The following is a 24,481-nucleotide window of genomic DNA, read 5'->3' as shown; positions in this document are numbered from 1 at the left end:
AATTTTTTTTAAAAATTAACACTTAAACCAAGTGAAAATGTCCTTGCCCTTGGATACGATGTAAAATCGATACCGAATGATGGTACGTCATCTACTTCTTTACTAATATTAACTTCTGGGTCAAATCCGTCATAACCTGTAATTACGAATAAATTTTGTCCAGTAAAGAATAATCTAGCACTCGATATCCATTCTGGCAATGAGTCTGGATTAAAGTTATAACCTAGGGTTAGGTTAGATAGCCTCATGAAATCGGCATCGTATAAATAACGTGTGGATACCGTTACTGGATTGTCTGAAGCTTCTCCATTACCAACGATATCACTAGTGACATTACCTCCACCCGACAGAGCACCTGCATTAAATAATGCTGTAGCGGTATTGTCATATATCTGATGCCCAAAGGCGCCGTTCATTATAATGGATAAATCCCAATTTTTATAGGTCATGTTGGTCTGAAAACCGACTAAAACATCTGGATTAGGATCTCCAACAAAGGTACGGTCACCTTGACCCGGTGCTTGAAGACTCGCTTCCCCGACACCATCGCCATTTACATCTCTAAAAACGGAATTACCGTTACTGTCGAATCCTTCAAAGATAGGCAAATAAAACGCATAAAGTGGCTGATCATCAAATAATAACTGTGCACTTTCGTTCGATAAGCCCTGTCCCGTAATATTACCTGTTCTAATACCAGCTTCGAAACCTTCAGCTGCTACATTCTCAACACGGTTTTCTAAGAAGCTGACATTGACATTAGCATTTAATCTAAAGTCTTCATTGTCTATAATAATGGCGTCCAAGGCTAACTCTACACCCGAGTTTACAACTTGCAGCTCGGTTAAGTTTTGCCATGTAAAGGCATCTGGTGCAGGTTGAACCGTTCTAAAACGGAATAATAAATCGTCTGTTTGCTTGTAGAAATAATCGATACTACCTCTAAGTCTATTATCCAAAAAGGCGAAATCCAAACCAAGATTATACTGTGTTGTTGTTTCCCATTTTAAATCTGGGTTACCAATGATACTTTGTGCCACAGCGTTTCCAGTTTGTTCTACACCACCACCAGGATTAGCCTGATTTTGTGCTAGACCATTCGGGAATTCTCTGTTACCTGTAATACCCCAACCTACTCTAAGTTTTAAATCATCAAAGGCTTCAGGTATAAAATCTTCTTTGTGCAATTGCCATGCAAAAGCCGCAGAAGGAAAGTATCCGTATTGATTACTCCCCACAAAATTACTCGCACCATCCGCTCTTAATGTTGCTGTAACCAAAAACTTATCGTAGAGATTTAGGTTCACTCTACCAAAAAAGGATTGTAGCTCTGATTCTGGAGTACTAAAACTATCTTGTAAGGCAAGCGGGAAAGATGTCGCAAAATTCGTATTCTCTACATAAAAACGCTCATCATTTAAACCTTCAGCAAAGCCCTGTGCCACTGTCGTTTGTCCTAAATCCTTAAAATTTTGGTAAGAATAACCGACTACGGCATCTAAATTCAAATTCTCAGACAACTCCTTTTTATAATTAAAGGTATGCTCAAATAAGGTACTCTCTGATTCATAAGTCACAACATCTGCTCTACCTAAACCACTTACACCGTCAACACCCAACAAACGGGATTGTCCTATTCTTCGTGTTGATAATGACCTATCCAAACCAATATTAAACTTATAAGTCAATCCTTCTACAATCTTAAGCTCGGCAGACATGTTTGCAAACGCTCTTGTAGTCTCTGTGACATCATAGTAATAATCTAACAGTGCCAAAGGATTTCTTTGGTTATTACTGATCTGAACATAAGATCCGTCATCATTTCTAAATGGTCGCGTCGGATTCCATCGTAATGCTGATGATATTAAATCGCCTTCTGCACCGATGTTATCAGCGATTGCCGCAGCATTATCTCGGTTTGAAGACAAAATCACTTTTGCCGACAACTTTAAACGATCTTCAAAAAAGCGTTGGTTTAAAGTAACGTTTCCTGTTATACGCTCTAAACCTGAATTTTCTATAATACCTTCTTGCTTAAAATAACCAAGTGCAAAACGATAATCACCTGTGTCTGAACCTCCTGTATAACTTAAATCGTGTGTTTGCGCATTACCAGTTCTAATGATTTCATCAAAGGCATTGACTCTAGCACCAAGGTCATAGTCCGAGGCCACACCACCATCTAAGCCAATTCTTGCATTGACATATTGGTCACCGTTTAATAAATCGTATTCATTAGTAATTGTAGAGGTAGCAAATGTTGTGGAGTAAGACAATTTACCTTCACCAGCGCGACCTCTTTTTGTTGTAATCAAAATAACACCATTGGCACCTCGCGATCCATAAATAGCTGTTGCCGAGGCGTCTTTTAAGATGTCCATACTTGCAATATCCGCTGGATTAATAAAGTTTAATGGGTTTCTCGCAGCACTTGTTCCAATACCTGCATCTGCACCTGCACTTGTCGATCCTCCAGATAAGGGAACCCCATCAACTACGATTAAAGGGCCATTACCCGATCTAATGGACGAAGCACCTCTAATATTAATACTTGCACCAGCACCAGGCTCACCAGAAGCTGTGGTGACATTGACACCAGCGACTCGCCCTTGTATTAATTGATCTGCTGACACCTGCACACCCTTGTTAAAGTCTTCAGGTTTTACGGATGCCACAGCTCCTGTAGCATCTTTTTTACGAACTGAACCATAACCAACCAAGACCACTTCATCTAGTTGCGCAGAGTCCTCTTCTAGAGTTATATTGATTTCTGTTTGACCTGTGTAAATGACTTCTTGAGTCACATAGCCAACGTAGCTGTAAACGATAACATCATCGGTGGATAAATTATCGAGTTGATAATCACCTTCGAAGCCGGTTTGCGTTCCATTTGTTGTGCCCTTTACAATAATATTGACCCCAGGCAAAGGACCGGTGGCATCGCTTACCGTCCCGGTAACGGTTTGGGCATATACAAGTCCTCCGAAGAACATCATAACCCCAATAATAAATTTTTGAAAGGATTGTTGTTTCATATTTTAGAATTCAATTAGTTAGCTCAGTAATTTTCGATATTATCATATTCTTATTAAAATATTGTTAATATCGCAAACAATGATATGTTTTTTTGATAGTCGAACAAAAAAAACGAATCAAAACCTAACAAAAAACCACCGAAAACGTTTTCGAAAATGTTTTTTAAACTTTAAAAAAAAGTTAAATATGGTCCTATTTTTACTTTTAAAATTTCTCTTTTGAGCATTTGATGCAAAAATATATTTATGCAAAGGCAAATTTGATGAAGTCATCTATACATTAAATGCTTAATTTTATATCCATTTACCACTAATGATAAAGACAACACTAAAAGAAATAGCCGAAGCACTGAATATTTCAATTTCTACTGTATCTAAAGCACTCAAAGATTATCCCGATGTAAGCTCAAAGACAAAGCAAAGGGTTTTAGAGATGGCCAGATCCGTGAAATACTCTCCAAATTCTTTTGCTCAAAGTTTAAGGTCTAACAAATCTTATATCATTGGGCTTATTGTCCCAGCAATTGTTCATGAGTTTTTTTCTAATATCATTCAAGCGGTCGTGGAAACCGCCAAAAAAAATGGCTATGTGGTTATCGTTTTAGAATCTGATGAGTCCTACGAATTGGAACAAAAACAAATCGATATTTTAATCGAAAAAAATGTGGACGGTATCCTCATATCGCTTTCGGACAATACCGTAAATTTCAACCACATAAAAAGTGCCATGGAATTGGGTGTACCTATTGTCTTGTATGATAAAATTTCGAAAATTTTAAACTGCTCAAAAGTCATTATAGATGACCACAATGCTGCAAAAATCGCAACAGAGCATTTAATCAAAACCGGGTGCACCAAAATTGCCCATATAAGAGGCCCTTTAAAACCTCAGACCACTATCGACCGAATGAAAGGTTACAAAGACGCCCTTTTAAAAAATAATATCTCCTACGACAAAAGTCTGGTTTACGAAAGTGCCAACCTATCCTTTGAGGATGGTTATGAATTGACGGACAATATATTGAAAGACCATCCGGACTTGGATGCCATTTTTTCTTTTACGGATATGGTGGCCGTTGGTGTGCTAACCAGACTAAACGAATTAAACATCAAGATTCCCGAACAGGTTTCTGTTATTGGATTTAGCAATTGGTTTTTGTCACAAGTCACCCATCCTGGCCTAACTACTATTGATCAATCGGGACATGATATTGGTCGTCATGCTTTTGAACTTCTTTTAGACGAATTAAATGGCAACGTCAAGGAATCGGAGAAAAAGACCGTAACCGTTCCAACACAATTAATTGTTAGAAAATCGACTCGACCAATAGTCTAGTTATGTTTTCTAGCATTTGCAAATTCTAATTGATAGACTGCAGGGGTTTTGTCCATGATTTTTTTAAAGGTTTTATTGAAATGTGTGAGGCTTTGAAAACCCGAATCAAAAGCAACTTCAAATATTTTTCGCTTAGAATTTAAGAGCAAGCTCGCAGCGTAATTAATTCTTAAGTCATTTATAAAATTTACGCAGGTTTTACCAGTATTGCGCTTAAAAAATCTACAGAAAGATGTTATATTCATATCCACGAGCTCTGCCAATTGACTCACAGAGATTTGCTCTCTATAATTCTTATATATAAAATCACATACCTTAGATATCTGAACTTCAGATTTATGATTATTTTCTAACGAGTAAAAAGGCGAGGCTAAATATTCCTTCTTTTCAGATGCTGCCATTTCATTAAGTAAGTTAAACAATGTGATCACTTTTTGGTAATCTGTAACAGCCTTATTAATTTTCAGAAGTCGTTTTTTAATCCTTTTGCTACCTTTAAAACTGATCCCTCTTTGAGCATCGCTCAACAGCTTTTTGATATGGGAAAATGCCTTACTATCAATGTTGAGCAAGGTTTCTATGTTAAATTGTACAACATAGACTTCCATGTTTGTATTTTGACTGTTGAAAGCGTCACTTGTCACCCATGTATGAGGAAGATTCGACCCTAATAACACCAAGTCATCTTTTACAAATTGATTAACACTATCCCCTATAATTCTTTGCCCTTCTCCAGATTTGACATAACAGATTTCAACTTCTGGGTGATAGTGCCAATGCACATCAAAACGATTTGCCATAACCCAAAAGTTGGCAAATGAACGAATCGGTGAATCGATAGACAATTTTTGATAAACAGGCTGCATATAGCTGTATTTTACCCCTAAATGTAACTATTAATTCATTTAACTGCAAAAATTGATTTACAGAAGGCTAAAATAGATGTATTGTTTAAAAACTAAAACCTCTAATTTTGAGTAATTTTCTTTAGACCTATGACTCATAAAACAGTTTTTATAGCGCTTATAACGATTTTGGTCTTTTCTTGTGGTGACCATTCTACGGGGATGCGTTTTTCGAGCTGGCAATCCAGTCCTACTGAAGAGCGGTTGGTTAGAGAAAGTTTAGATGCTTTTAGTAAGGTCCATGAGGATGTTATCTATAAATATCAGCCTATTCCTGGAAATTACACCGAAAAATTACAACTTATGTTAGGTACCGGTAAGTCACCCGATTTGTTTTGGCTTAAAGGTGACACCTCACCAGCCTACATGAGTTTCGATGTGCTTTATCCCTTAGATTCCTTGTTGGAAGCCACACCGAATTTCGATATAGATGATTTTTTCCCAATATTTAAAGATGCTTTTAAATATAATGACAGTTATTATGGCTTTGGTAAGGATTTTAACGCTTACGTATTATTCTACAATACCGAAATGCTTGAAGAAGCGGGTATTAGTGCCCCACCAAAAAATTGGGAAGAATTGCGTAGCTATGCCAAAATTCTGACGAAAGACAGAGATAACGATGGAAAAATTGATCAATATGGATTTGTCGTGGAAGCATCAATGGATATGGTTATGCCATTTGCCTTCCAAAATAAGGCGGAAATCTTATCTGATCAAAACGAGATTAAAATTGGAGAAGCACCTTTTATAGAGGCTGTAGAATTTTATACATCCTTATATAAGGATGGTATGGCCACAATCCCTTCAGATGTCGGTGCAGGTTGGAATGGAGATGTCTTTGGTCGTCAGCAAGTAGCCATGGCAATTTCTGGTTCTTGGATGATTCCCTATCTTAAAGAAAGTTATCCGGATCTAAAATACAATGTGACTGAGTTACCCCAAGGCAAAGTCAAAGGTACGGTGGCTTTTACCAACGCCTATGTGATGCCCAAGGATACCAAATATCTCAGTGACGCTTGGAAGATGTTTTCTTATTTAGCGGGTAAAGACGGCATGCGCCTATGGACCTCATCGGGCATTGCCTTACCGACTCGAAAGAGCGTTGCCTTAGAAAATGGCTTTTATCAAGATTCTATTTATAGCGTATTTCTTAATAGTGTTGCATACGCCAAACTCTATCAAATACCTATGCAAGAACGATGGTATGACGAAAGTCAAGCCGCAATGCAAGCCATTTTTTATAAAGGAGAAGCTCCAAAAGACGTACTCACCAAACTGGCAAAACGATTAGAAAAGTATAAACTAAAACCCTAAGATGAGATTTAAACATCCTAAATACGAACAACGCCTTTGGGCCTATACCTTTTTAGCATTTCCGCTATTATTGCTAAGCATTTTTGTGTTTTTCCCCATTGGTTTTGCCTTTGTTGTGAGTTTTTATGACTGGAATTTACTCATTCCTGACAAACCCTTTGTTGGCTTGGGAAATTACATTGAATTGTTTCAGGATGAAGTTTTTGTAAAAGCCATAAAGAATACTATTATTTATACCATAGGTGTTGTCCCTACACAAACTTTTTTATCGCTTTTCCTAGCCTTCATTATGAATCAAAAGCTAAGAGGGAGAGCCTTTTTTAGAACTGCATTTTATATTCCAGCGATTACCTCATCCGTAGTGACCTCAATTATCTTTGTTTGGATTTATTCAAAGCCCGGATTATTGAATTACTTGCTCAATGGTGCCGGTGTAGAATCCAACATCGACTGGTTAACGAATCCTTCAACCGTACTTCCCGCCATTATGATGCTTAATGTTTGGACGACATCAGGCTATTTTATGGTGTCTTTTCTAGCTGGATTACAAAATATTCCTGCAAGTCTATATGAAGCCGCCAAAATAGATGGCGCAAGTCAATGGAAACAATTTTGGAAAATTACAGTGCCCATGGTAAGACCAGTGACCTACTTCGTTGTTGTTATGAGTTTAATAGGCTGTTTTCAAGTATTCGATCAAATTTTTGTTATGAGCAGTGGCGGCCCTGACAATGCCTCCACAACGATGTCTTATTTTGTCTATCAAAACTCATTTAAATATTTCAGATTTGGTTTTGGTGCGGCATCCGCAGTGGTGCTGGCATTACTCATCTTTACAGTCACTGCCGTTCAGAAAAAATACTTTCCCCCTGATGCTTATTAAACCGCATAAACATATCGACGTTTTTTTTCTGATCGTTCTTTCGTTCGCATGCCAATCGGACAAGGATAAATCGAATAGGCTTCAATCCGAAGACAACGTGGCAGTAGCAAGCCAAGAACACTATAAGGAATTGCACAGACCACAATACCATTATACCTCTAAAGTTAACTGGTTCAACGATCCTAATGGCCTCATTTTTCATAAAGGCTCGTATCACATGTATTACCAGTACAATCCAAAGGGGACACAATGGGGAAATATGAGTTGGGGTCATGCGACCAGCAAAGACCTTATCCATTGGAAAGAACATGATGTGGCTATAAATATGACAGAACATATGATTTTTTCTGGCACGACAGCTATCGACACCAATAATGATTCCGGCCTGTGCAACTCTAAAGACTGTATGATTGCTGCTTATACCTCTTTTGAATATGAATTGGATGCGAACAACAATATCCAAAATATAGCGCAGCATCAAAGTTTAGCGGTCAGTCATGACGATGGCTATTCGTTTGAACATTATAAAGGTAATCCTGTATTGGACATAAGATCCAAAGAATTTAGAGACCCCAAAATCATTAAACACGGTGCCAACTGGATAATGCTAATAAGTCTGGCCGATCAGCATCAAATTGCATTCTATAAATCCAAAGATTTAAAGCATTGGACTGAAGTTTCACGATTTGGACCTCTAGGCGATACCAGTAGTGTTTGGGAATGCCCTGATCTCTTCCCTCTTAAAATTGGGGACAGCACAAAATGGGTATTAAGCGTATCGGCTGGTCACCCACAAGGCCATGGATTTTATGCTATGCAGTATTTTATTGGTGCGTTTGATGGTGAAACCTTTATTCCTGATCCGCTCAACTACCCAAGATACTTAGACTTCGGAAAGGATTTTTATGCTGGTATCACTTTTGCCCACACTAATACCGAAGACTATGTCACTATGATGGCATGGTTAGGCTGCCACGTTTATACCAAAGACACGCCTACCACCAACTGGAGGGGAGCCATGTCGCTACCAAGAGAACTTCGTTTAAAGTATATTGATGATGAGCTTCACTTGGTCGGAAACATTCCAAACAAGGCCATGAACCACCTCATTGATCAAACTTGGAACAAGGATGATGTCGTTGTAGAGGATCAATTTAAAATTCCATTAAACAGCAAGGCTTTTATTGCGGAGTTTGAAATCCCTAAAGGCATAGTTAAAGCAGGTATGGACGTTTTAGGCAATGGAGAACACCACACAAAAATTGGCTATGACCCTCATAGCAAGAGCGTGTTTATAGATAGATCTCATTCTGGAATCACAGATTTTAACGAGGCGTTTCCTAGTGTTGAAACTGCCCCAGTGCACGCCGAAAGCGATACGATTCGCTTCAAAATTTATGTGGACCACTCTGTAGTTGAAGTTTTTGTAAATGATGGTGAGACCATGATCACGGATCGCGTATTTCCAATTGACAATGCTAATGAGATTGTCTTATTCTCTGAAGGAAAGGCAACAGTATTCAAAAACATAGCCATTAAAACCCTTAAATCCATTTGGTAAATGAAAGCGATTAAACTTCAAAAAATAGTGTTCCTTGGGATTTTGGGTATTATGACGCTTATATACATTGGGCCCTTTCTATTTTCTTTGAGCATCTCCTTTAATGCCGACAAAAATGTCTTTGACTGGCCTATAGAGATCATTCCTTCGGATTTTACCCTAGACAATTACAAAAACGTATGGAAAGATTTACCTTTCGGGAAATGGTTATTTAATAGCGTCTTTATCACGACTATTCAGACCATATCAAACGTATTCTTTGCGGCTTTAGCCGGCTTTACCTTTGCGCGCTTAGAATTCCCAGGACGAAAACTCATTTTTACCTTACTATTAAGCAGTTTAATGATTCCCGGCATTATTCTATTGGTTCCGAAATTCATTGTATTGAATGAACTATCAATGATTAACAGTTACGGAGGTTTAATACTTCCTGGATTAGTCGGGGTTACTAATATTTTCTTGATGAAACAATTTTTTGAGACGATTCCAAAAGATTTGGAACAGGCCGCGCTAATCGATGGTTGTAGTTACTTTAGAATATTCTGGCAAATCTTTATTCCCATTTCAAAACCTGCGCTTGCAGCCGTAGCCATATATACATTTCAAGGATCTTGGAACGAATTTTTATGGCCTGTCATCGTCTCTTATACCGAAGACATGTATACCCTACCCTTAGGTATGGCAAGTTTAAGACACGAACTTTTAACGGATTGGCCATTGCTAATGGCAGGGACCATAATGATCTCTTTACCGACACTCGCAATATTCATCATATTCCAAAGATACTTTGTACAAGGTGTATCAAGCTCTGGACTAAAAGGTTAACACATGGCAAATATTAGTATAAAACATTTAAAGAAAGTATATCCTAAGGCGGAAACGGCCACGATAAAAGATGCCAATCTCGAAATAAAAGATAAAGAGTTCATTGTACTTGTGGGACCTTCAGGATGCGGTAAATCAACATTATTACGAATGGTCGCTGGCTTGGAAGACATTACGGAAGGGGACCTTGAAATTGATGGTCTCAGAGTGAATGAACTCTCCCCAAAAGATAGGGATATTGCCATGGTATTTCAAAATTATGCCTTGTACCCTCATATGACGGTTTTTGAGAATATGGCATTTGGACTTAAACTCAGAAAAGTCCCAAAAAATGAGATCAAGGAAAAAGTCGAAGAAGCCGCTAAAATACTAGACATTACCCATCTGTTAGACCGAAGACCAAAAGACATGTCTGGAGGTCAGCGTCAACGCGTCGCTATAGGGCGTTCCATCGTGAGGGACCCAAAGGTGTTCTTATTCGACGAACCACTTTCAAATCTCGATGCGGCACTTAGGGTCCAAATGCGGGCAGAAATCAAGAAATTACACCGCGATCTACAGGCTACAATTATATATGTCACCCATGACCAAATTGAAGCTATGACTATGGGAGATCGTATCGTGGTTCTCAAAGATGGGAATGTTATGCAGTTCGACACGCCTATGAATCTTTTCAATAACCCCGCAAACAAATTCGTGGCAAGCTTTATAGGTAGCCCTTCGATGAACTTTATTGATGGCAAAATAGTCATCGAAAAAGACACCCTATTCATTTCAGATGATTTAAAATTCTCTATACCAAAAGATATTGAACCAGATATGCGCGCTTTTGAAGGAAAAGATATCACTTTTGGCTTTAGACCTGAGTATATCTATGATAAAGCCATTGAAAAAAACAAAAGACTATCCGATAATATGAGCATTGCAGTAGAAACTGTAGAGCCGATAGGAAGCGAAAGTTTTGTATATTTCAGATTCAAAGGCAATCCTAAACAACGCTATTGTTTTAGAAGTAATTCTGACCATGTCTACCAAGTAGGAGATACCTTCAATATTGGTGTTGATATAGATCGAATGCGGTTTTTTGACACCCATTCAGGATTACGTCTACTTTAAATTAATTTTTTAAAGCACACCAACTATGAAAACCTTCAATTATTTTTTATTAATCTTTATGAGTTTAGCACAAACTATTTCGGCTCAAAATGATGGTTGGCACATTTCAACAAATCAAAGCACAAATTATACAGGAATTGTCGTGGCTAATGGCCACTTGGGGATATTACCTTCAGAAAAAGTACTTAAAACGGAGCAAATTATTCTCAACAATGTCTATGATAAAGAGTCACCGCTTGGTGTAAGTCGCATTTTAAAGGGGATCAACTTCCAAAATATGAAAATCACCATTGATGGTGAGACCGTAACCGATGACAACATATCCAATTGGGAGCAAACCCTCAATATGAAAGAGGCCGCGTTTACAACACGCTTTGACTTCAAGGACAAGGCCTCTATTGAATACACGATGTATGCCTTACGAAATGTGGCCTATTCCGGTTATTTGGATATAAAAATTACTGCAAAAAAAGATATGGTCATGAAGGCCACTGCATCTATTGAAACCCCTGAAGAATACCAAGATCCATTGAGTACGTTTAGAGTGCTTCGCGATTTAGAAACTACCATGCCCATATTGCAAACCGTTGCCAAAAGCAGGCTGGGCAGACACCTTGTTGCCGCATCGGGAACATTTATTTGGCACGATATCAATAGTACTAGAGAACACCAGCGTCCAGAGTTAGTGCATCATAAAATCTCTGAATACAATAATCAGTTATCATTTGAAAAAGACGTCAAAAAAGGTGAGGATTTGGCCTTTGCATGGACCGCTGCACAAGCGACAACCCAAGATTTTCATGACCCACAAAGTGAGTCCGAGCGTTTTGTGATTTTTAATCTTTTAACACCACGCAATGATTTATTAAGACAACATAAAGCCCTTTGGGACAATTTATGGCAAGGTGATATTATCATTGAAGGCGACTTACAGTCGCAGCAAGATGTACGTTTGGCCCTATATCACCTGTATGCTTTTGGCCGTGGAGACAACAATCTGAGTATCGCACCTATGGGATTGTCTTCACAAAACTATAACGGTCATATTTTTTGGGATACCGAACTTTGGATGTTTCCCCCGTTATTATTACTCAATCAAGATATTGCACGATCCTTGGTCAATTACCGTTCGGATAGACTGGATAAGGCTAAACAAAAAGCCATAAACTTTGGATATAAAGGGGCTATGTTTCCCTGGGAAAGCGATGACACAGGCGAAGAATCCACTCCTGCCTGGGCACTGACAGGTACTTTTGAACATCATATTACCGCTGATGTTGGTATAGCCTTCTGGAATTATTACCGTGTTACCAAAGACAAACAATGGCTAAAAGAGCGGGGATTCCCCATGCTGAAGGCAGTCGCGGATTACTGGGTAAGTCGCGTCACAAAAAATGATGATGGGAGTTACAGCATTAAAAATGTTGTTGGCGCCAATGAATTTGCCCCTAATGTTGATGATAATGCGTTTACCAATGGTGCCGCTATAACAGCACTGCAATTTGCTAACTTGGCCGCTAAAACATTAGGTGAAGCCGAAAACGACTCATGGAAAAGCGTTGCTGAAAATATAAAGCTCTATCGTTTTCCCGACGGCACGACTATGGAGCACAGTAAGTATAATGGCGATATTATAAAACAAGCCGATGTCAACTTGTTATCGTTCCCTCTAAATATCATTAATGACCGTACAACCATTCTTAAAGACCTAAAATACTACGAACCAAAACTGGCCAAAGAAGGTCCGGCGATGGGAAAATCAGCTTTTGCGGTTATTTATGCACGCTTGGGTGATGCAGAAAATGCCTTTAGACTGTTTAAAGACTCTTATGAACCTAATAAAAGACCTCCTTTCGGAGCATTATCCGAAACGGCAACTGCAGACTTACCCTATTTTGCCACAGGTGCCGGTGGCATGTTACAAACGGTATTATTTGGGTTTGGAGGCTTGCATCTTACCGAAAATGGCATTGAACAAAAGAATCCTATTCTTCCAAAGCAATGGAAGTCCTTAACCATAACAGGTGTTGGTAAAGACAAAAGAACTTACACAGTGAAGTAGATTATGAACAAACGGATTGTCTGTTTTGGAGAAGTCCTTTTCGATGTATTTCCTACGCATCGTAGTATTGGCGGAGCACCTCTCAATGTGAGCTTTAGGCTTCAATCTTTAGGAAATTCGGTGGATCTCATAAGTAGAATTGGAGATGATTACTTAGGGACTGAAATCTTGCAATTTATAAGACAACACCATCTCGCTTCCAAAAACATCCAGATCGACACCATACATGACACCAGCGAGGTAAAAGTCACGTTAGACGATTTAGGGAATGCGTCGTATGACATTGTCAAACCCTGCGCTTGGGATTTTATCGAAGTCAATACCACGGCCCTTGAAGCTGTTAAAGCATCAGAGGCGTTTATATTTGGAAGTCTATCCTGTAGATCCCAAGCTTCTAAATCCTCATTGCTCCAGCTTCTTCCAGAAGCCAGCTATAAAATTTTTGATGTGAATTTAAGAGCACCGCATTATCAGTTTGATGTTGTTGAAGACCTTATGCGGCAATCAGATTTTACAAAGTTTAATGATGAGGAACTACTGCTTATTTGCGAAAATTTGGGTCAAAAGAACTTAGTATTGACAGATGCTATCTCCTATATTGCGGAAGCTACATCCACAGATACAATTTGTGTAACACGCGGGGCCAATGGCGCATTACTGTATAAGAACGGTAGCTTTTATGAGCATGAGGGCTATAAGGTACATGTAGCAGATACCGTTGGTGCTGGAGATTCCTTTCTTGCGGGTATAATCGACCAACTATTAAAAGGTAAAACAGCTTCGAAAGCCCTCGATTTTGCCTGTAAAATTGGAAGCTTAGTGGCCAGCAAAAAAGGAGCCAATCCCATGATCAACTTTTAGAAGTGATGCTATCATTTTAAGACTTAAGCATCAACCTGTCTTACAAGACCATAAAATTATTAATAAAAAAACCTCCTTAATTACTTAAGGAGGTTATAACACAATACCATAGACTAGAACCTTACCCCTTTAATTGTCTATTAGTCTCGTGTTTTCTGCTATCAATCATATAGTCTTTGGGGTTTATCTCGGTCATCCAAAAGGTATGATCGGGGATTTCGTTATTAATCTAGCTTCATAAAATGGGACCATACCTTTTTGGATTAACCAGTATCTTAATCAAATGGGTTCCCCCCGGGGTCGGGAGGTGATGAAGATTGCGCCTGCATCGGTGATAGGACCACAAAGGTTCCTAAGGCCGTTAGGGCCGCATATCTTCCCATTTTTCCGAGTGCTGCTTTGCGTGTCATCGCTTTGTTATCGTCTCTTGCCATATATCTCTTTAATCTATGATTAGCTTTTTAATGTACTGCCCTTGAACATTGTGCAATCGCACCATATAAACCCCAGCGGACAAGCCTGCTGTGCTTATCGCATTGTTATGGCTCCTTGGCTCAAATGTCTTGGTCAAAACCAACCTTCCGTTCATATCATACAAGGTGGCCTTGGTCTGCTCATGTATCTCACCCCTGATGACCACTGTGTCGTCCAATGTAAATACCTGAAGAGTGCTCAAGTCATTTTCCGGTAGGCCGAGCGCTTGCTGTGAAAAGTTGATGTAAAAACGTCCCGTTCCATTAAGATCTTCAATCGGCGTTATCGTAAAGTCCATCGTGTTTAGGTGGGTTGATGTGTTCTCCTGGCTGTCCAGTAGGTACACCTCCGTACCATCAGGCAAATCCGCTTCCGATAGGCTGAGCGTCAACTGCTCACCCATGTTCGCATGGATCCCCAAGGGTACTGTACCATTCGACAGTATATCCATGGGCAGGGCCTGGATCGCAAAATCAATGCCCTGATCGTTATCCACCAAATGCGAGTACAATGACAAGCTATGGTCCCCAGGACCAAAGACCTCGGCATCATAGCCAGGATCCAGCCCTAATGAAATATTGTCACCAAAATAGAAGTCCGCCGTACGGCTATCAGAGGTAGATTGAAGCTTTAGCTCCATATACTTTAAGCCATTGTTTGCAGTCCTTCCCGCTATAAAATCGTCCGTCGTCCCCGCGGTACGCATCACAGGGGTAAAGCGTATGTTACCCGCAGCCTCGGCAAGGATAAAGAAGCCCTGTCCTGGCGCGATGGCTGTCGTACCATCAGTGGTGGCTAGGTTATAAATTGTCCAACCGTCAGTGGCACTGCCGTCATAGCCGTAGATACCGACTGCGTTCTCGTTGATCAATCCCGCATTGAGCGCTTCGTTCAAAAAGTCCTGTACCCTTAAATAGCTCGGGTACGGATTTCCTATAAGATGCCAAGGATTTGTTGCCGTATTGTCAACGGCCACATCTATATTGCCGTTCTGTGCAGCACCTGTAAAACTGAAGGTGCCATTGTCGGTTGAGCCGGTCCGATAACCGACACCAGCAGTTAATATATTGGCATCATTAAAGCTGCTGTAATTTTCATAAACCCCGGAAGTATTGTTAAAGGGCCCAAAAAGAAATGCGGGATTGCCGGCTATGTTTCCCGATAGTATATTAGCGTTGGCCGCCCTAAAGGCCCCAAAGGTCTGCCCCGGTAAAGGTGGACTGATAAGGTCATTGCCACCCGTAGCTTGGCCGCCCGTGGCCGCACTGTTCACGTGGCGTTGGTAGGTGATGGTCCCCGTTACCGTACCATTAAGAATTAGGCTCGAATAAGCGGTTGATGTCGAAGCCAAGACCATACCCGAGGCTGTGGTTAGGGTGATCCCATTGTTAATGGTGAGCCCAGCACCCGCAGCAACACTAATATCGTCACAATTGGTATCGGTCGATATGGTCGCATTGCCCGCAACGATATTGATATCGTCCGAAGCCGTGGCCACCCCATTAGGGTCTGAGGGTGACCAACCGTTGTTGTAGCTGTAGGTCGTCGACATGGCAAAGCTCACCGCAGGGGTACTGCCCAGAACATTGAACTCGTTATTGAAGCTCACAGTACTATCGTCGACAACATCTACTTGGAAGAACGTATCAAGTGCAACGCCAAGTCCATTTGCTAGGGTGGAGTTATTGTCCAGAATCCTGATCTCTCCCGAGGTCGGGGCGCCATTGACCGTTAGGGTCACCAAGGGAATAACCGCACCATTGGCATGGGCACTGATCGTCCTACCTTGGGTATCCGTGGTGATCAGGTACAGTTCCTTATCGGCCATCGTCGGGTCAATACCTACTACAAACGGGGTATCCCCTGGTATGAGGTTTATGTTTTCTGTTGTCCCCGTAGGAAGGACCGTATCAACAGTGATGGTTATCCCATCGGGGACGACTAGCGTAAAGCCATAGGACTGGGTAATAGGCGCAAAGCCCCCCGAGTCGAACTGTGCCACGGCAGAAACGGTAAAATTGTAGGTACTGTTCTGCACCAGATCGAAGTTGTAGTTCTGGGCAAAACCTAAATGACCCAGTAGCAGTATAAACAGCATATAAGGTCTTGATTGTTGTTTAATTTTCATTCTTAAGCGTTGTTTTAAGTCGTTGTCTAAAAGGCTAGTATATGTTTGTTCTAGAGCGTCAGGATATATAAGGTGCTAGTCCAGTCTTCGGTCCTTTGGCTTTCATCCATCGGACCGAACGTTACCGGTCCCGATAGCTATCGGGACTATCAATCATTCCTTTACGAGTTTTTTGATCGTATTTCCTTTATCCGTTTGTATGATCACCAGATAGGTGGCCGATTCCAATTGGCTTACATCGATCGCACCCAAAGGCCTATCCACCTTTATCACGCGTTTGCCGTTGAGCTCAAAAATCTCTACGGTCTCTATCATCAGTCCCTTTGACCTGATGTTAATCTCTTGGTCTGCAGGATTGGGGTACAGCACTAAACTATTGGGGCCAATCTCGGCATCATCGATGGACAGGGTACCGAAGTTGATGGCTGCCGTACTGCCCAACATATTGTACTCGTTGGTAAAGTTGACCGTGCTATCATCGGTAATATCTATCTGAAAGAAGGCATCAAGCGACCCATTTATGGCTGGTGCACTGGCCAGCGTGGAACTGTTGGAAAGCAATCGGATCTCCCCACTGGTAGGATTACCGTTTACCGTAAGGGTTACCAAGGGGATCACCGCAGCATTGGCATGGGCACTTATTGTCCTACCAGCAGTATCCGTGGTAACTAAGAAGAGATCCTTATCCGACATGGACGGATCAATACCGGCAACGTTAGACCCAGGTATTGGGGTTACTGTTTCTGATGTCCCGGAGGGAAGTACTTCATTGAGAGTTATGGTTACGCCATCGGGAACCACCAGTACAAAGCCATAGGACTGCGTAACGGGCGCAAAACCCCCTGAGTCGAAAAGGGACTCCGCAGCAATGGTATAGCTGTAGTTACCATTGTCCACTAAGGTAAAGTTGTAGTTCTGTGCGCCTAGGCTACAAGATAGAATGACGAGCAGCACAGACATAAATCGGTTAAGAGTAGTTGTTTTCATTGTAAAAAAAGGTTTAAGGTTATTGTTTATATGTAATTTGATATTCATTTCTGTTAATGTTTGGAGTGTTCAAACTGGTTTCGAAGTTGCATCGCCTTGCTTAGGGTACTTGGTAACTGCGCATTGACCGGCCAAGTACTCAGATTCAGGAAATTGCTAGGGTTGCCCAGCACGTTCTGCAGGATAAACGGTGGTTCGGCATTGCCACCAGCATATTGGATGTCACCGTTCATGTCGATGTCCCCATTAGAATAACCGTTAGATACATAGGTGGGCAGGTTAAGGATGTTACCGCTATCGTTAAGGACCTCAGAAAGGATACGCGAGGTATCCTGCAAGCCTCCGACATATAATATGATATCATCACCGTTCACATCACCTACCCACATGGCAAAACTGCCATTGGGCAGCCCCAAGGTGGTCTGTGCATTGCTGCCAAAGGTCGTCGTACTGCCATTACTAAAGTCCACAACAGTAGTGGTCGTACCATTTAAGCTTATGGCACTGTTACTCATGATCCCTAAGTGATTGCGGTGTTTAATGGCGATATAGTAATTTCCTGGGGGCTGGTTCAATAATAATGCTGAAGTACCGTCTAAACCGACGACATCCCCATCACGCTGTAATAGTGCCGATTTTGCTTCAATTATGGTGGTATTGGTCGTCGCATCGCGAAGCTCTACCCAAACCCAGTCCACAATAGCATTTGCTCCAGTAACGTTAAGTACCGAGCTATTAATGGACGTATTATCCGTATAAGGAGTATTTAGTGGAATATAATTACCAACCCTTAAGTCATCACGCATTAAGCCGTCGGTCGCAATAGTAGAATTTATGGTACTGCCCTGTAGATAGACCTTGGGTGACACTAGGACGGTACAGTTCCCCAAGGGATCATTAACAGTAACCGTAAAGGAACAAGCACTTTGGTTGCCACTCACATCGGTGGCCATAAAGGTATTGGTGGTCGTTCCCACAGGAAAGGCACTGCCACTGGCCAGGCCTGCTGTTTGTTGTAGGGTACCACTGGTCGTGAGTATGTTGGAAATAAAGCTCATGGCAATGGTTTCCATGGCAGTGTTGTCCACCAAACCACTATTATCGGAAGCAAATAACAGGTAATACAATCTGTTGGTTCCAGAAAGTCCTGTTACCTGATGTTGATCACTGTTAGTATCCGTTGAAAAATTCTGTGTGGCATTGGTATTCTCAGGAATAATGATCAAATGGTTCACCGAAGGATCCCTTTCAAAAAATGGAGGTTCCACTTTATCCCTAACGCGCTTTACAAAAAGATGATAGCTATTTCCGTTTACGGAAATTAGAGAGCTAAAACCATTAGCAAGTCCCTCACTATTGGCACCGAGATCCCCGGTAATATCAAAACTGTTCACATTGTCCAAATCCGCAGCTAATAGCCACATATCCTCAACTTTACGTGTCACATAGGCACCATTAGAACCGAAGGCTGTCGAGGCTGTAATGACGTTATCCGAATAGTTAATAGGACCAGCATTGAGATTAGTTCCTATACGGTTGCCTCCATCGTACATGTCTAAACCTCCGGCGATATCTGAAAGTATACCTCCATCAGCAATAGCATTGCCATTAACGCCATTCGTCCCATCCATATTAAAATTGAAGGCATTGGGAATAAGGCTGGTTAGCTGTTGATTTTGCTTATTAAAATTGTCGAGTACATTTTGTAGGGTATTGGTAAAGGGCGTACAATTATCCGTCACCGTTGGCAGGCTATAGTTGACAACGGCAGTACAAAGGCCACTATCTACATCTACTGTAATATTAGCAGGGCAAGATATGTTGGGGGTTTCTGACTCTGTAACCGTAACCGTCTGTACACATGTATCACCGAAACCTCTAAGGTCTGTGAAGGTCCAGGTTACTGGAGTAGTACCTAAAGGGTATATTCCAGAGGCGTCGGACGTCCCTGTATGATTATTTGTAAGGATGACATCCCCTAAAGAAATAGCATCAATCTGAAAGAAATTGGAATTTTTATCGCATACGTCTTTATCAACGGATGCATTGGCAGGAAGGGTAAATGTCAAATCAGAGCCATAGGTAGAAATCCAGGAGTTCCAAGTAGCCATGGGTACCGTTACTAAACGTTCCGTCACAGTACAACTCGCAGAACTTATATAATCCAGTAATTCTATATTGTCGGGCCCTAAAAGCCTAAAGTCTTCCAAAGTCTGCCCGTCATTATGATCACCACTAAATGTAACCCTAAGTACAACATCGTTTGTAGCTGTTAGTAAATTAGGGAGAACCGCCGGTGTATCAACTAATGTACGGGACCTATCACTCACAACAAAATTATAGGGCACCTTAAACGTCGTAGGTATTAATGATGCCCCACAGGATGCATTTACCAATGTAGGTGCAGAGACATTGACATTGGCATTGCAAGCATTGGTATCCGCACTGACAACAATATCTGATGAGCAACTGAATGTTGTAGTTCCAGTAATAGTTACCGTAAGCGCACAGGTATTAGTATTTCCTGAGGTATCTCGGCTATAAAACGTATTTGTAGTCGTGTTGCTAAAGACAGCCCCAGAAGGAAGTCCTGTTACTTGGATAGGACGTCCGCTACTGTAGTCATGAAATTCAATGACAGTAAATGCTTGTTCGGTATTAAGCTCATCGAACCAAAAGCCATCTAAAAACACCACATAATCATGGGCACCAGACGCATTACTTGGATGAGCCACTGCCCAATTTTCAAAATTATTAGGCTGTCCACTTTGCCAAACAAAGGTCCCTTCAGTTTGTATATCATTATAACCAATAAAGACTCTGGTGGTGTTATTGATTAATGCGCGCAGTTGATCATTCTCTGCTAAGGAATTAATGGTGACCAAATCATAATCATTTGCTGTTGCCATGGCAAAAGCTTCTGGACCCGTCATAGCTGTATCTGATATAAAATAGGTGCTATCCCCAAAGGTTCCCAGCAGATTAAATCCTGAGACTGATGTAGGCACAATTGGAAAACCACAGTTATCTGCCGTAGTGGGGCTTGTATAATTGACGACCTGTGGACAGCTTAGCGTCATATTCTCAGGACAGGTCATTGTAGGTGCTTCAGTTTCCGTAGACGTCACAATAACACGTTGTAAGCAGGACACGCTATTACCTCCTGCAAGGTCGGTTGCTGTCCAAGTCACTAGGGTTGTACCAACGGGATAGGTTCCAGAAGCATCCGCGGTGTTTGTAAAGTCATTGGATAGCAGATAAGAACAAGGGTATGTAATGCTCGGTGCAGGCACCGTGACACTTGTGTTGCAAGCATTAGCAGCACTCACAGAGACGTCAGAGGCACAGCTCATTACAAGAGCAGCAGTATCGTCTACAGTGATGTCAAACGAACAGTTATAGGTATTACCAAATACATCTTCAGCAAAAAAGCTGTTGGTGGTCGTTGTCCCAATAACAGAACCCGACGGGAGTCCCGACACTTGAATAGGTTGGCCAATGCTGTAATCATGGAATTCAAGAAGCACTCGATAAGTTGTACTGAAAAAATCGGTATACCAAAGTCCAGAAGTAAAACTGACATAGTCAAGACGAGATGCAAAAAATGATGAAGGTTGCCCAGGTGCCCAACTCTCAAAAGAATGAGGTTGCCCACTCTGCCATGCAAATGTTCCTTCGGTTTGAACATCATTATAACCAATGAATACAGTGGTAGAACCAAGTAATGACGCTAGCTGTTGATTTTCAGCTAAAGAATTGATGGTCACCAAATCGTAGTTGTTGGTTTGCGCCATGGCAAAGGCCGCCGAACCTTGCATTGGGGTATTGGATATAAAATAGGTACTGTTGCCAAAGGTCCCCAATACCGTGAACCCAGGTACCGAAGTGGGCACAACTGGAAAATTGCAAACGCCAGAGATGGTTGGGTTGGCATAATTGACCGTTTGGGGGCAGGCTACAGTAATATCGGATGGGCAATTTATGGCTGGAGCTGATGCTGTTACTGTGATTTGTTGTGTACATTGACCGCTATTGCCCGAGGCATCTGTAGCCGTCCACGTAATGGTCGTCACTCCTGTAGGGTAAGTACCTGACGCATTCGCGGTATTATTAAAATCGTTGGTAATAGTGACATTAGAACAGTTATCCGAAGTTGTTGGTGCAGGCACAGTTACCATTGCTGTGCACAGGCCCGAATCCACGTTCGTATTAATATCGGCCGAACAGCTTATGGTAGGAGGTTCGATATCATTGACCGTAATATTTTGGGTACAGGTATTTTCATTTCCAGCAGCATCTCTAACAGTCCATATGACCACAGTGGTCCCTGAGGGGTAGGTGCCTGAAGCATCGGCGGTATTATTAAAATCATTGGTGATTGTGGCATTAGGGCAATTGTCTGAAAAAGTTGGTGCGGGTACTGTTACCCTCGCATCTGTACAGGTTATTGCATCTACGTTTACAGCGATATCATCTGGACAGGTAATTGATGGTAACTCCTGATCATTTACAATCACTTCTTGCGTGCAGGATGTTGTATTTCCCGAAGCATCTGTGGCTGTCCATCTCACCATCGTTGAACCTACTGGATAAGATCCTGAAGCATCCGAAGTGTCATTAAAGTCATTTGTAATGGTCACATTCGGACAATTGTCTGAAAACGTAGGTGCAGGTACGGTCACCGTAGCACTGCATATCCCTGAGTCTGTATTGACATTGATATCGGCTGAACAGCTGATGGTAGGGCTTTCAGTATCATTGACCGTAATGGTTTGAGAACAGGTATTTATATTTCCTGCAAGATCTTTACTAAAAAAGGTATTTGTAGTGGTACTAGAAACAAGAGATCCCGAAGGTAATCCAGTAACTTGGATAGGACCTGCGCTGTAATCATGAACTTCATATACAATTCGAGCAAGGCTATTCCCAGTAATATCAAACCACTCCCCATTAAAAGCTAAGACATAATCCTCATCGATCACACCACCGCTTGGATCGCCAGGTTCCCAACTTTCATAAGTAGCAGCTTGTCCACTTTGCCACACAAAGGTCCCTTCGGTATTAATATCATTATAACCAAGAAGTAAGGGTGTAGTAATGCCTAAATTAGCAGCTTGTTGGCTTAGGAACACATTCTCCTCTGATGAGTTGATAGTTACTAAATCATAAGCACTCGCTTCACCAGTAGTAAAGGCAAGCGATGTTTGCAAGTCTCTCGTATCCACAAAGTAGGTGCTGTTTCCAAAAGTGCCTAGCAATATCGTATTTGGAATGGCATTAGGCACTGCTAGAAAGCCACAATTATCTGAAGTTGTTGGGGCGCTATAATTCACGACTTGTGGACAACTAATCGTTACAGCTGCAGGACAAGATATAGTTGGCGATTCCGTATCATTTACGGTAATCGTTTGGGTACAGGTATTTTCATTTCCAGTGGCATCTCTAACGGTCCATATAACCGTAGTAGTCCCTTCTGAATAGATGCCAGAAGCATCCACAGTGTTATTAAAATCATTCGTGATGGTTGCATTCGGGCAATTGTCTGAAAAGGTCGGTGCGGGTACCGTGATCATTGCCGTACACAAGCCCGAATCCACATCGGTACTAATATCCGATGCACAAGTTATGGTGGGGGCCTCAGCATCATTAACTGTAATCGTTTGGGTACAGGTATTTTCATTACCAGCTGCATCTCTAACGGTCCATACCACTGAGGTGGCTCCTACGGGATAGCTACCAGAGGCATCTGACGTGTTATTAAAATCATTGGTGATGGTTGTATTCGGGCAATTGTCTGAAAAGCTCGGTGCGGGTACCGTGATCGTAGCCGTGCACAAGCCTGAATCCACATTGGTACTAATATCAGGCGTACAAGTTATAGTGGGGACCTCAGCATCATTTACCGTAATCGTTTGGATACAGGTATTTTCATTGCCAGCTGCATCTGTTGCGGTCCATGTCACTATAGTAGATCCTAATGGATAGGTGCCTGAAGCATCCGATGTGTTGTTAAAATCATTCGTGATGGTCGCACTCAGGCAGTTATCTGAAAAGACGGGTTGTGGTATGCTTATGGTTGCACTGCATTGTCCTGGATCTTTATCCACAATTCTATCCGCTGGACAGGTTATACTCGGAGCTTCTGTATCATTAACCGTTATACTTTGGGTACAGGTATTGCTATTACCCATAATATCTTTACTAAAAAAAGTATTTGTAACCGTTGTGCCTGCGTCTATAAATGAACCTGATGGAAGCCCTGTCACCTGAATGGGTTGCCCCCCACTATAATCATGAAATTCAATGACCGTTTGAAATAAAGCAGTCCCTGAAAAATCTATCCAATTTCCATTAAGAAAGAATACATAATCATTTGGACCCATACCATACGAAAGCTCTAGAAAACTCGGTTGTCCACTCTGCCAAACAAACGAACCGTCGGTTTGTAAATCATTTAAACCAATATATATTGGAGTGGATCCAAGTAAAGCCATTAGCTGTAGATTTTCTTCTAAAGAATTAATAGTCACCAAATCATAATTATTGGCTTGGGCCATGGCAAAAGTTTGTGGACCGGTCATGGCGACATTCGAAAGAAAATAGGTACTGTTACCAAAAGTCCCTAATAAGGTAAAACCAAGCACAGATGAAGGCACAACAGGGAAACCGATAGTACTAGACGTTGTGGGACTATTATAAGTGACGGACTGGGGACAACTCACCGTAATATCAGATGGGCAAGTAATCGATGGCATCGGCATAGCTTTAGCAATGCTAGACATTGGTTTAGTGAGTTTTGAATCGAAATTCGAGAAACCAATGGTTTCTGCTGTTTCATTATCAAAAGAACGATGACTTAAGTCGCCGTTGGCTTCTGGTGCATAGTTGAATGCACTGCATAGCACGACAAGCACAGCCATGATGCCTTTTAAATTTAGCGCCTTTAGAAATGACTTTACGATATGATTACCATTTAATTTCATGGAGGTTA

General features: G+C 41.4%; 14 protein-coding genes. 8 read left to right on the top strand and 6 right to left on the bottom strand.

Annotated elements, in window-relative coordinates; all coding sequences use genetic code 11:
- Positions 1–8: 8 nt before the first annotated feature.
- Positions 9–3,035: a SusC/RagA family TonB-linked outer membrane protein gene (locus tag ACO052_RS06260; protein WP_422107147.1), complete on the bottom strand. Its 3,027-nt coding sequence runs from the start codon at positions 3,033–3,035 to the stop codon at positions 9–11.
- Between the two features lie 313 nt (positions 3,036–3,348).
- Here ACO052_RS06260 and ACO052_RS06255 point away from each other — a divergent pair, with 313 nt between their 5' ends.
- Positions 3,349–4,371: a LacI family DNA-binding transcriptional regulator gene (locus ACO052_RS06255; protein WP_422107146.1), complete on the top strand. Its 1,023-nt coding sequence runs from the start codon at positions 3,349–3,351 to the stop codon at positions 4,369–4,371.
- Here ACO052_RS06255 and ACO052_RS06250 read toward each other — a convergent pair.
- Positions 4,368–5,237, bottom strand: coding sequence for an AraC family transcriptional regulator (locus ACO052_RS06250; RefSeq protein ID WP_422107145.1), 870 nt, complete (start codon positions 5,235–5,237; stop codon positions 4,368–4,370). The genes ACO052_RS06255 and ACO052_RS06250 overlap by 4 nt on opposite strands.
- Before the next feature lie 129 nt (positions 5,238–5,366).
- On the opposite strand from ACO052_RS06250, the gene ACO052_RS06245 reads away from it, so the two are divergent.
- The 7 genes from ACO052_RS06245 to ACO052_RS06215 all read left to right on the top strand — a co-directional run bounded on the left by ACO052_RS06245 (position 5,367) and on the right by ACO052_RS06215 (position 13,901).
- Entirely contained in the window at positions 5,367–6,593 is a 1,227-nt protein-coding gene (locus ACO052_RS06245; RefSeq protein WP_422107144.1) for an extracellular solute-binding protein, read from the top strand.
- A gap of 1 nt (position 6,594) precedes the next feature.
- On the top strand, positions 6,595–7,476 hold the full coding sequence (locus ACO052_RS06240) for a carbohydrate ABC transporter permease (protein WP_422107143.1): 882 nt from the start codon (positions 6,595–6,597) through the stop codon (positions 7,474–7,476).
- Between the two features lie 97 nt (positions 7,477–7,573).
- The gene (locus ACO052_RS06235; RefSeq protein ID WP_422107142.1) at positions 7,574–9,037 is read left to right on the top strand and encodes a glycoside hydrolase family 32 protein; all 1,464 of its coding nucleotides are present in this window, start codon (positions 7,574–7,576) and stop codon (positions 9,035–9,037) included.
- On the top strand, positions 9,038–9,862 hold the full coding sequence (locus tag ACO052_RS06230; protein WP_422107141.1) for a carbohydrate ABC transporter permease: 825 nt from the start codon (positions 9,038–9,040) through the stop codon (positions 9,860–9,862).
- A gap of 3 nt (positions 9,863–9,865) precedes the next feature.
- On the top strand, positions 9,866–10,978 hold the full coding sequence (locus tag ACO052_RS06225; protein WP_422107140.1) for an ABC transporter ATP-binding protein: 1,113 nt from the start codon (positions 9,866–9,868) through the stop codon (positions 10,976–10,978).
- A 25-nt stretch (positions 10,979–11,003) separates the two neighbouring features.
- A complete protein-coding gene (locus tag ACO052_RS06220) occupies positions 11,004–13,040 on the top strand; it encodes a glycosyl hydrolase family 95 catalytic domain-containing protein (protein ID WP_422107139.1) in 2,037 nt (678 codons plus the stop codon).
- Positions 13,041–13,043: 3 nt separating this feature from the next.
- The gene (locus ACO052_RS06215) at positions 13,044–13,901 is read left to right on the top strand and encodes a carbohydrate kinase family protein (protein WP_422107138.1); all 858 of its coding nucleotides are present in this window, start codon (positions 13,044–13,046) and stop codon (positions 13,899–13,901) included.
- A 275-nt stretch (positions 13,902–14,176) separates the two neighbouring features.
- On the opposite strand, the gene ACO052_RS06210 is transcribed toward ACO052_RS06215, so the two are convergent.
- The 4 genes from ACO052_RS06210 to ACO052_RS06195 all read right to left on the bottom strand — a co-directional run bounded on the left by ACO052_RS06210 (position 14,177) and on the right by ACO052_RS06195 (position 24,473).
- Positions 14,177–14,335: a hypothetical protein gene (locus ACO052_RS06210; protein ID WP_422107137.1), complete on the bottom strand. Its 159-nt coding sequence runs from the start codon at positions 14,333–14,335 to the stop codon at positions 14,177–14,179.
- Between the two features lie 8 nt (positions 14,336–14,343).
- Positions 14,344–16,503, bottom strand: coding sequence for a T9SS type A sorting domain-containing protein (locus ACO052_RS06205; RefSeq protein ID WP_422107136.1), 2,160 nt, complete (start codon positions 16,501–16,503; stop codon positions 14,344–14,346).
- 153 nt (positions 16,504–16,656) lie between these two features.
- The gene (locus tag ACO052_RS06200; RefSeq protein WP_422107135.1) at positions 16,657–17,490 is read right to left on the bottom strand and encodes a T9SS type A sorting domain-containing protein; all 834 of its coding nucleotides are present in this window, start codon (positions 17,488–17,490) and stop codon (positions 16,657–16,659) included.
- A 53-nt stretch (positions 17,491–17,543) separates the two neighbouring features.
- Entirely contained in the window at positions 17,544–24,473 is a 6,930-nt protein-coding gene (locus ACO052_RS06195; RefSeq protein ID WP_422107134.1) for an HYR domain-containing protein, read from the bottom strand.
- Positions 24,474–24,481: the final 8 nt, after the last annotated feature.

Source organism: Winogradskyella sp., assembly GCF_965228925.1.
Lineage (GTDB): Bacteria > Bacteroidota > Bacteroidia > Flavobacteriales > Flavobacteriaceae > Winogradskyella.
This window is presented reverse-complemented; position numbering and strand designations above follow the sequence as displayed.

Excerpts from the sequence above, each read along its gene's own strand:
- ACO052_RS06210 (WP_422107137.1), bottom strand. The coding sequence starts at position 14,335 with ATGGCAAGAGACGATAACAAAGCGATGACACGCAAAGCAGCACTCGGA.
- ACO052_RS06205 (WP_422107136.1), bottom strand. The coding sequence starts at position 16,503 with ATGAAAATTAAACAACAATCAAGACCTTATATGCTGTTTATACTGCTA.
- ACO052_RS06200 (WP_422107135.1), bottom strand. The coding sequence starts at position 17,490 with ATGAAAACAACTACTCTTAACCGATTTATGTCTGTGCTGCTCGTCATT.
- ACO052_RS06250 (WP_422107145.1), bottom strand. The coding sequence starts at position 5,237 with ATGCAGCCTGTTTATCAAAAATTGTCTATCGATTCACCGATTCGTTCA.
- ACO052_RS06230 (WP_422107141.1), top strand. The coding sequence starts at position 9,038 with ATGAAAGCGATTAAACTTCAAAAAATAGTGTTCCTTGGGATTTTGGGT.
- ACO052_RS06220 (WP_422107139.1), top strand. The coding sequence starts at position 11,004 with ATGAAAACCTTCAATTATTTTTTATTAATCTTTATGAGTTTAGCACAA.
- ACO052_RS06260 (WP_422107147.1), bottom strand. The coding sequence starts at position 3,035 with ATGAAACAACAATCCTTTCAAAAATTTATTATTGGGGTTATGATGTTC.
- ACO052_RS06255 (WP_422107146.1), top strand. The coding sequence starts at position 3,349 with ATGATAAAGACAACACTAAAAGAAATAGCCGAAGCACTGAATATTTCA.
- ACO052_RS06240 (WP_422107143.1), top strand. The coding sequence starts at position 6,595 with ATGAGATTTAAACATCCTAAATACGAACAACGCCTTTGGGCCTATACC.
- ACO052_RS06225 (WP_422107140.1), top strand. The coding sequence starts at position 9,866 with ATGGCAAATATTAGTATAAAACATTTAAAGAAAGTATATCCTAAGGCG.
- ACO052_RS06245 (WP_422107144.1), top strand. The coding sequence starts at position 5,367 with ATGACTCATAAAACAGTTTTTATAGCGCTTATAACGATTTTGGTCTTT.
- ACO052_RS06195 (WP_422107134.1), bottom strand. The coding sequence starts at position 24,473 with ATGAAATTAAATGGTAATCATATCGTAAAGTCATTTCTAAAGGCGCTA.
- ACO052_RS06215 (WP_422107138.1), top strand. The coding sequence starts at position 13,044 with ATGAACAAACGGATTGTCTGTTTTGGAGAAGTCCTTTTCGATGTATTT.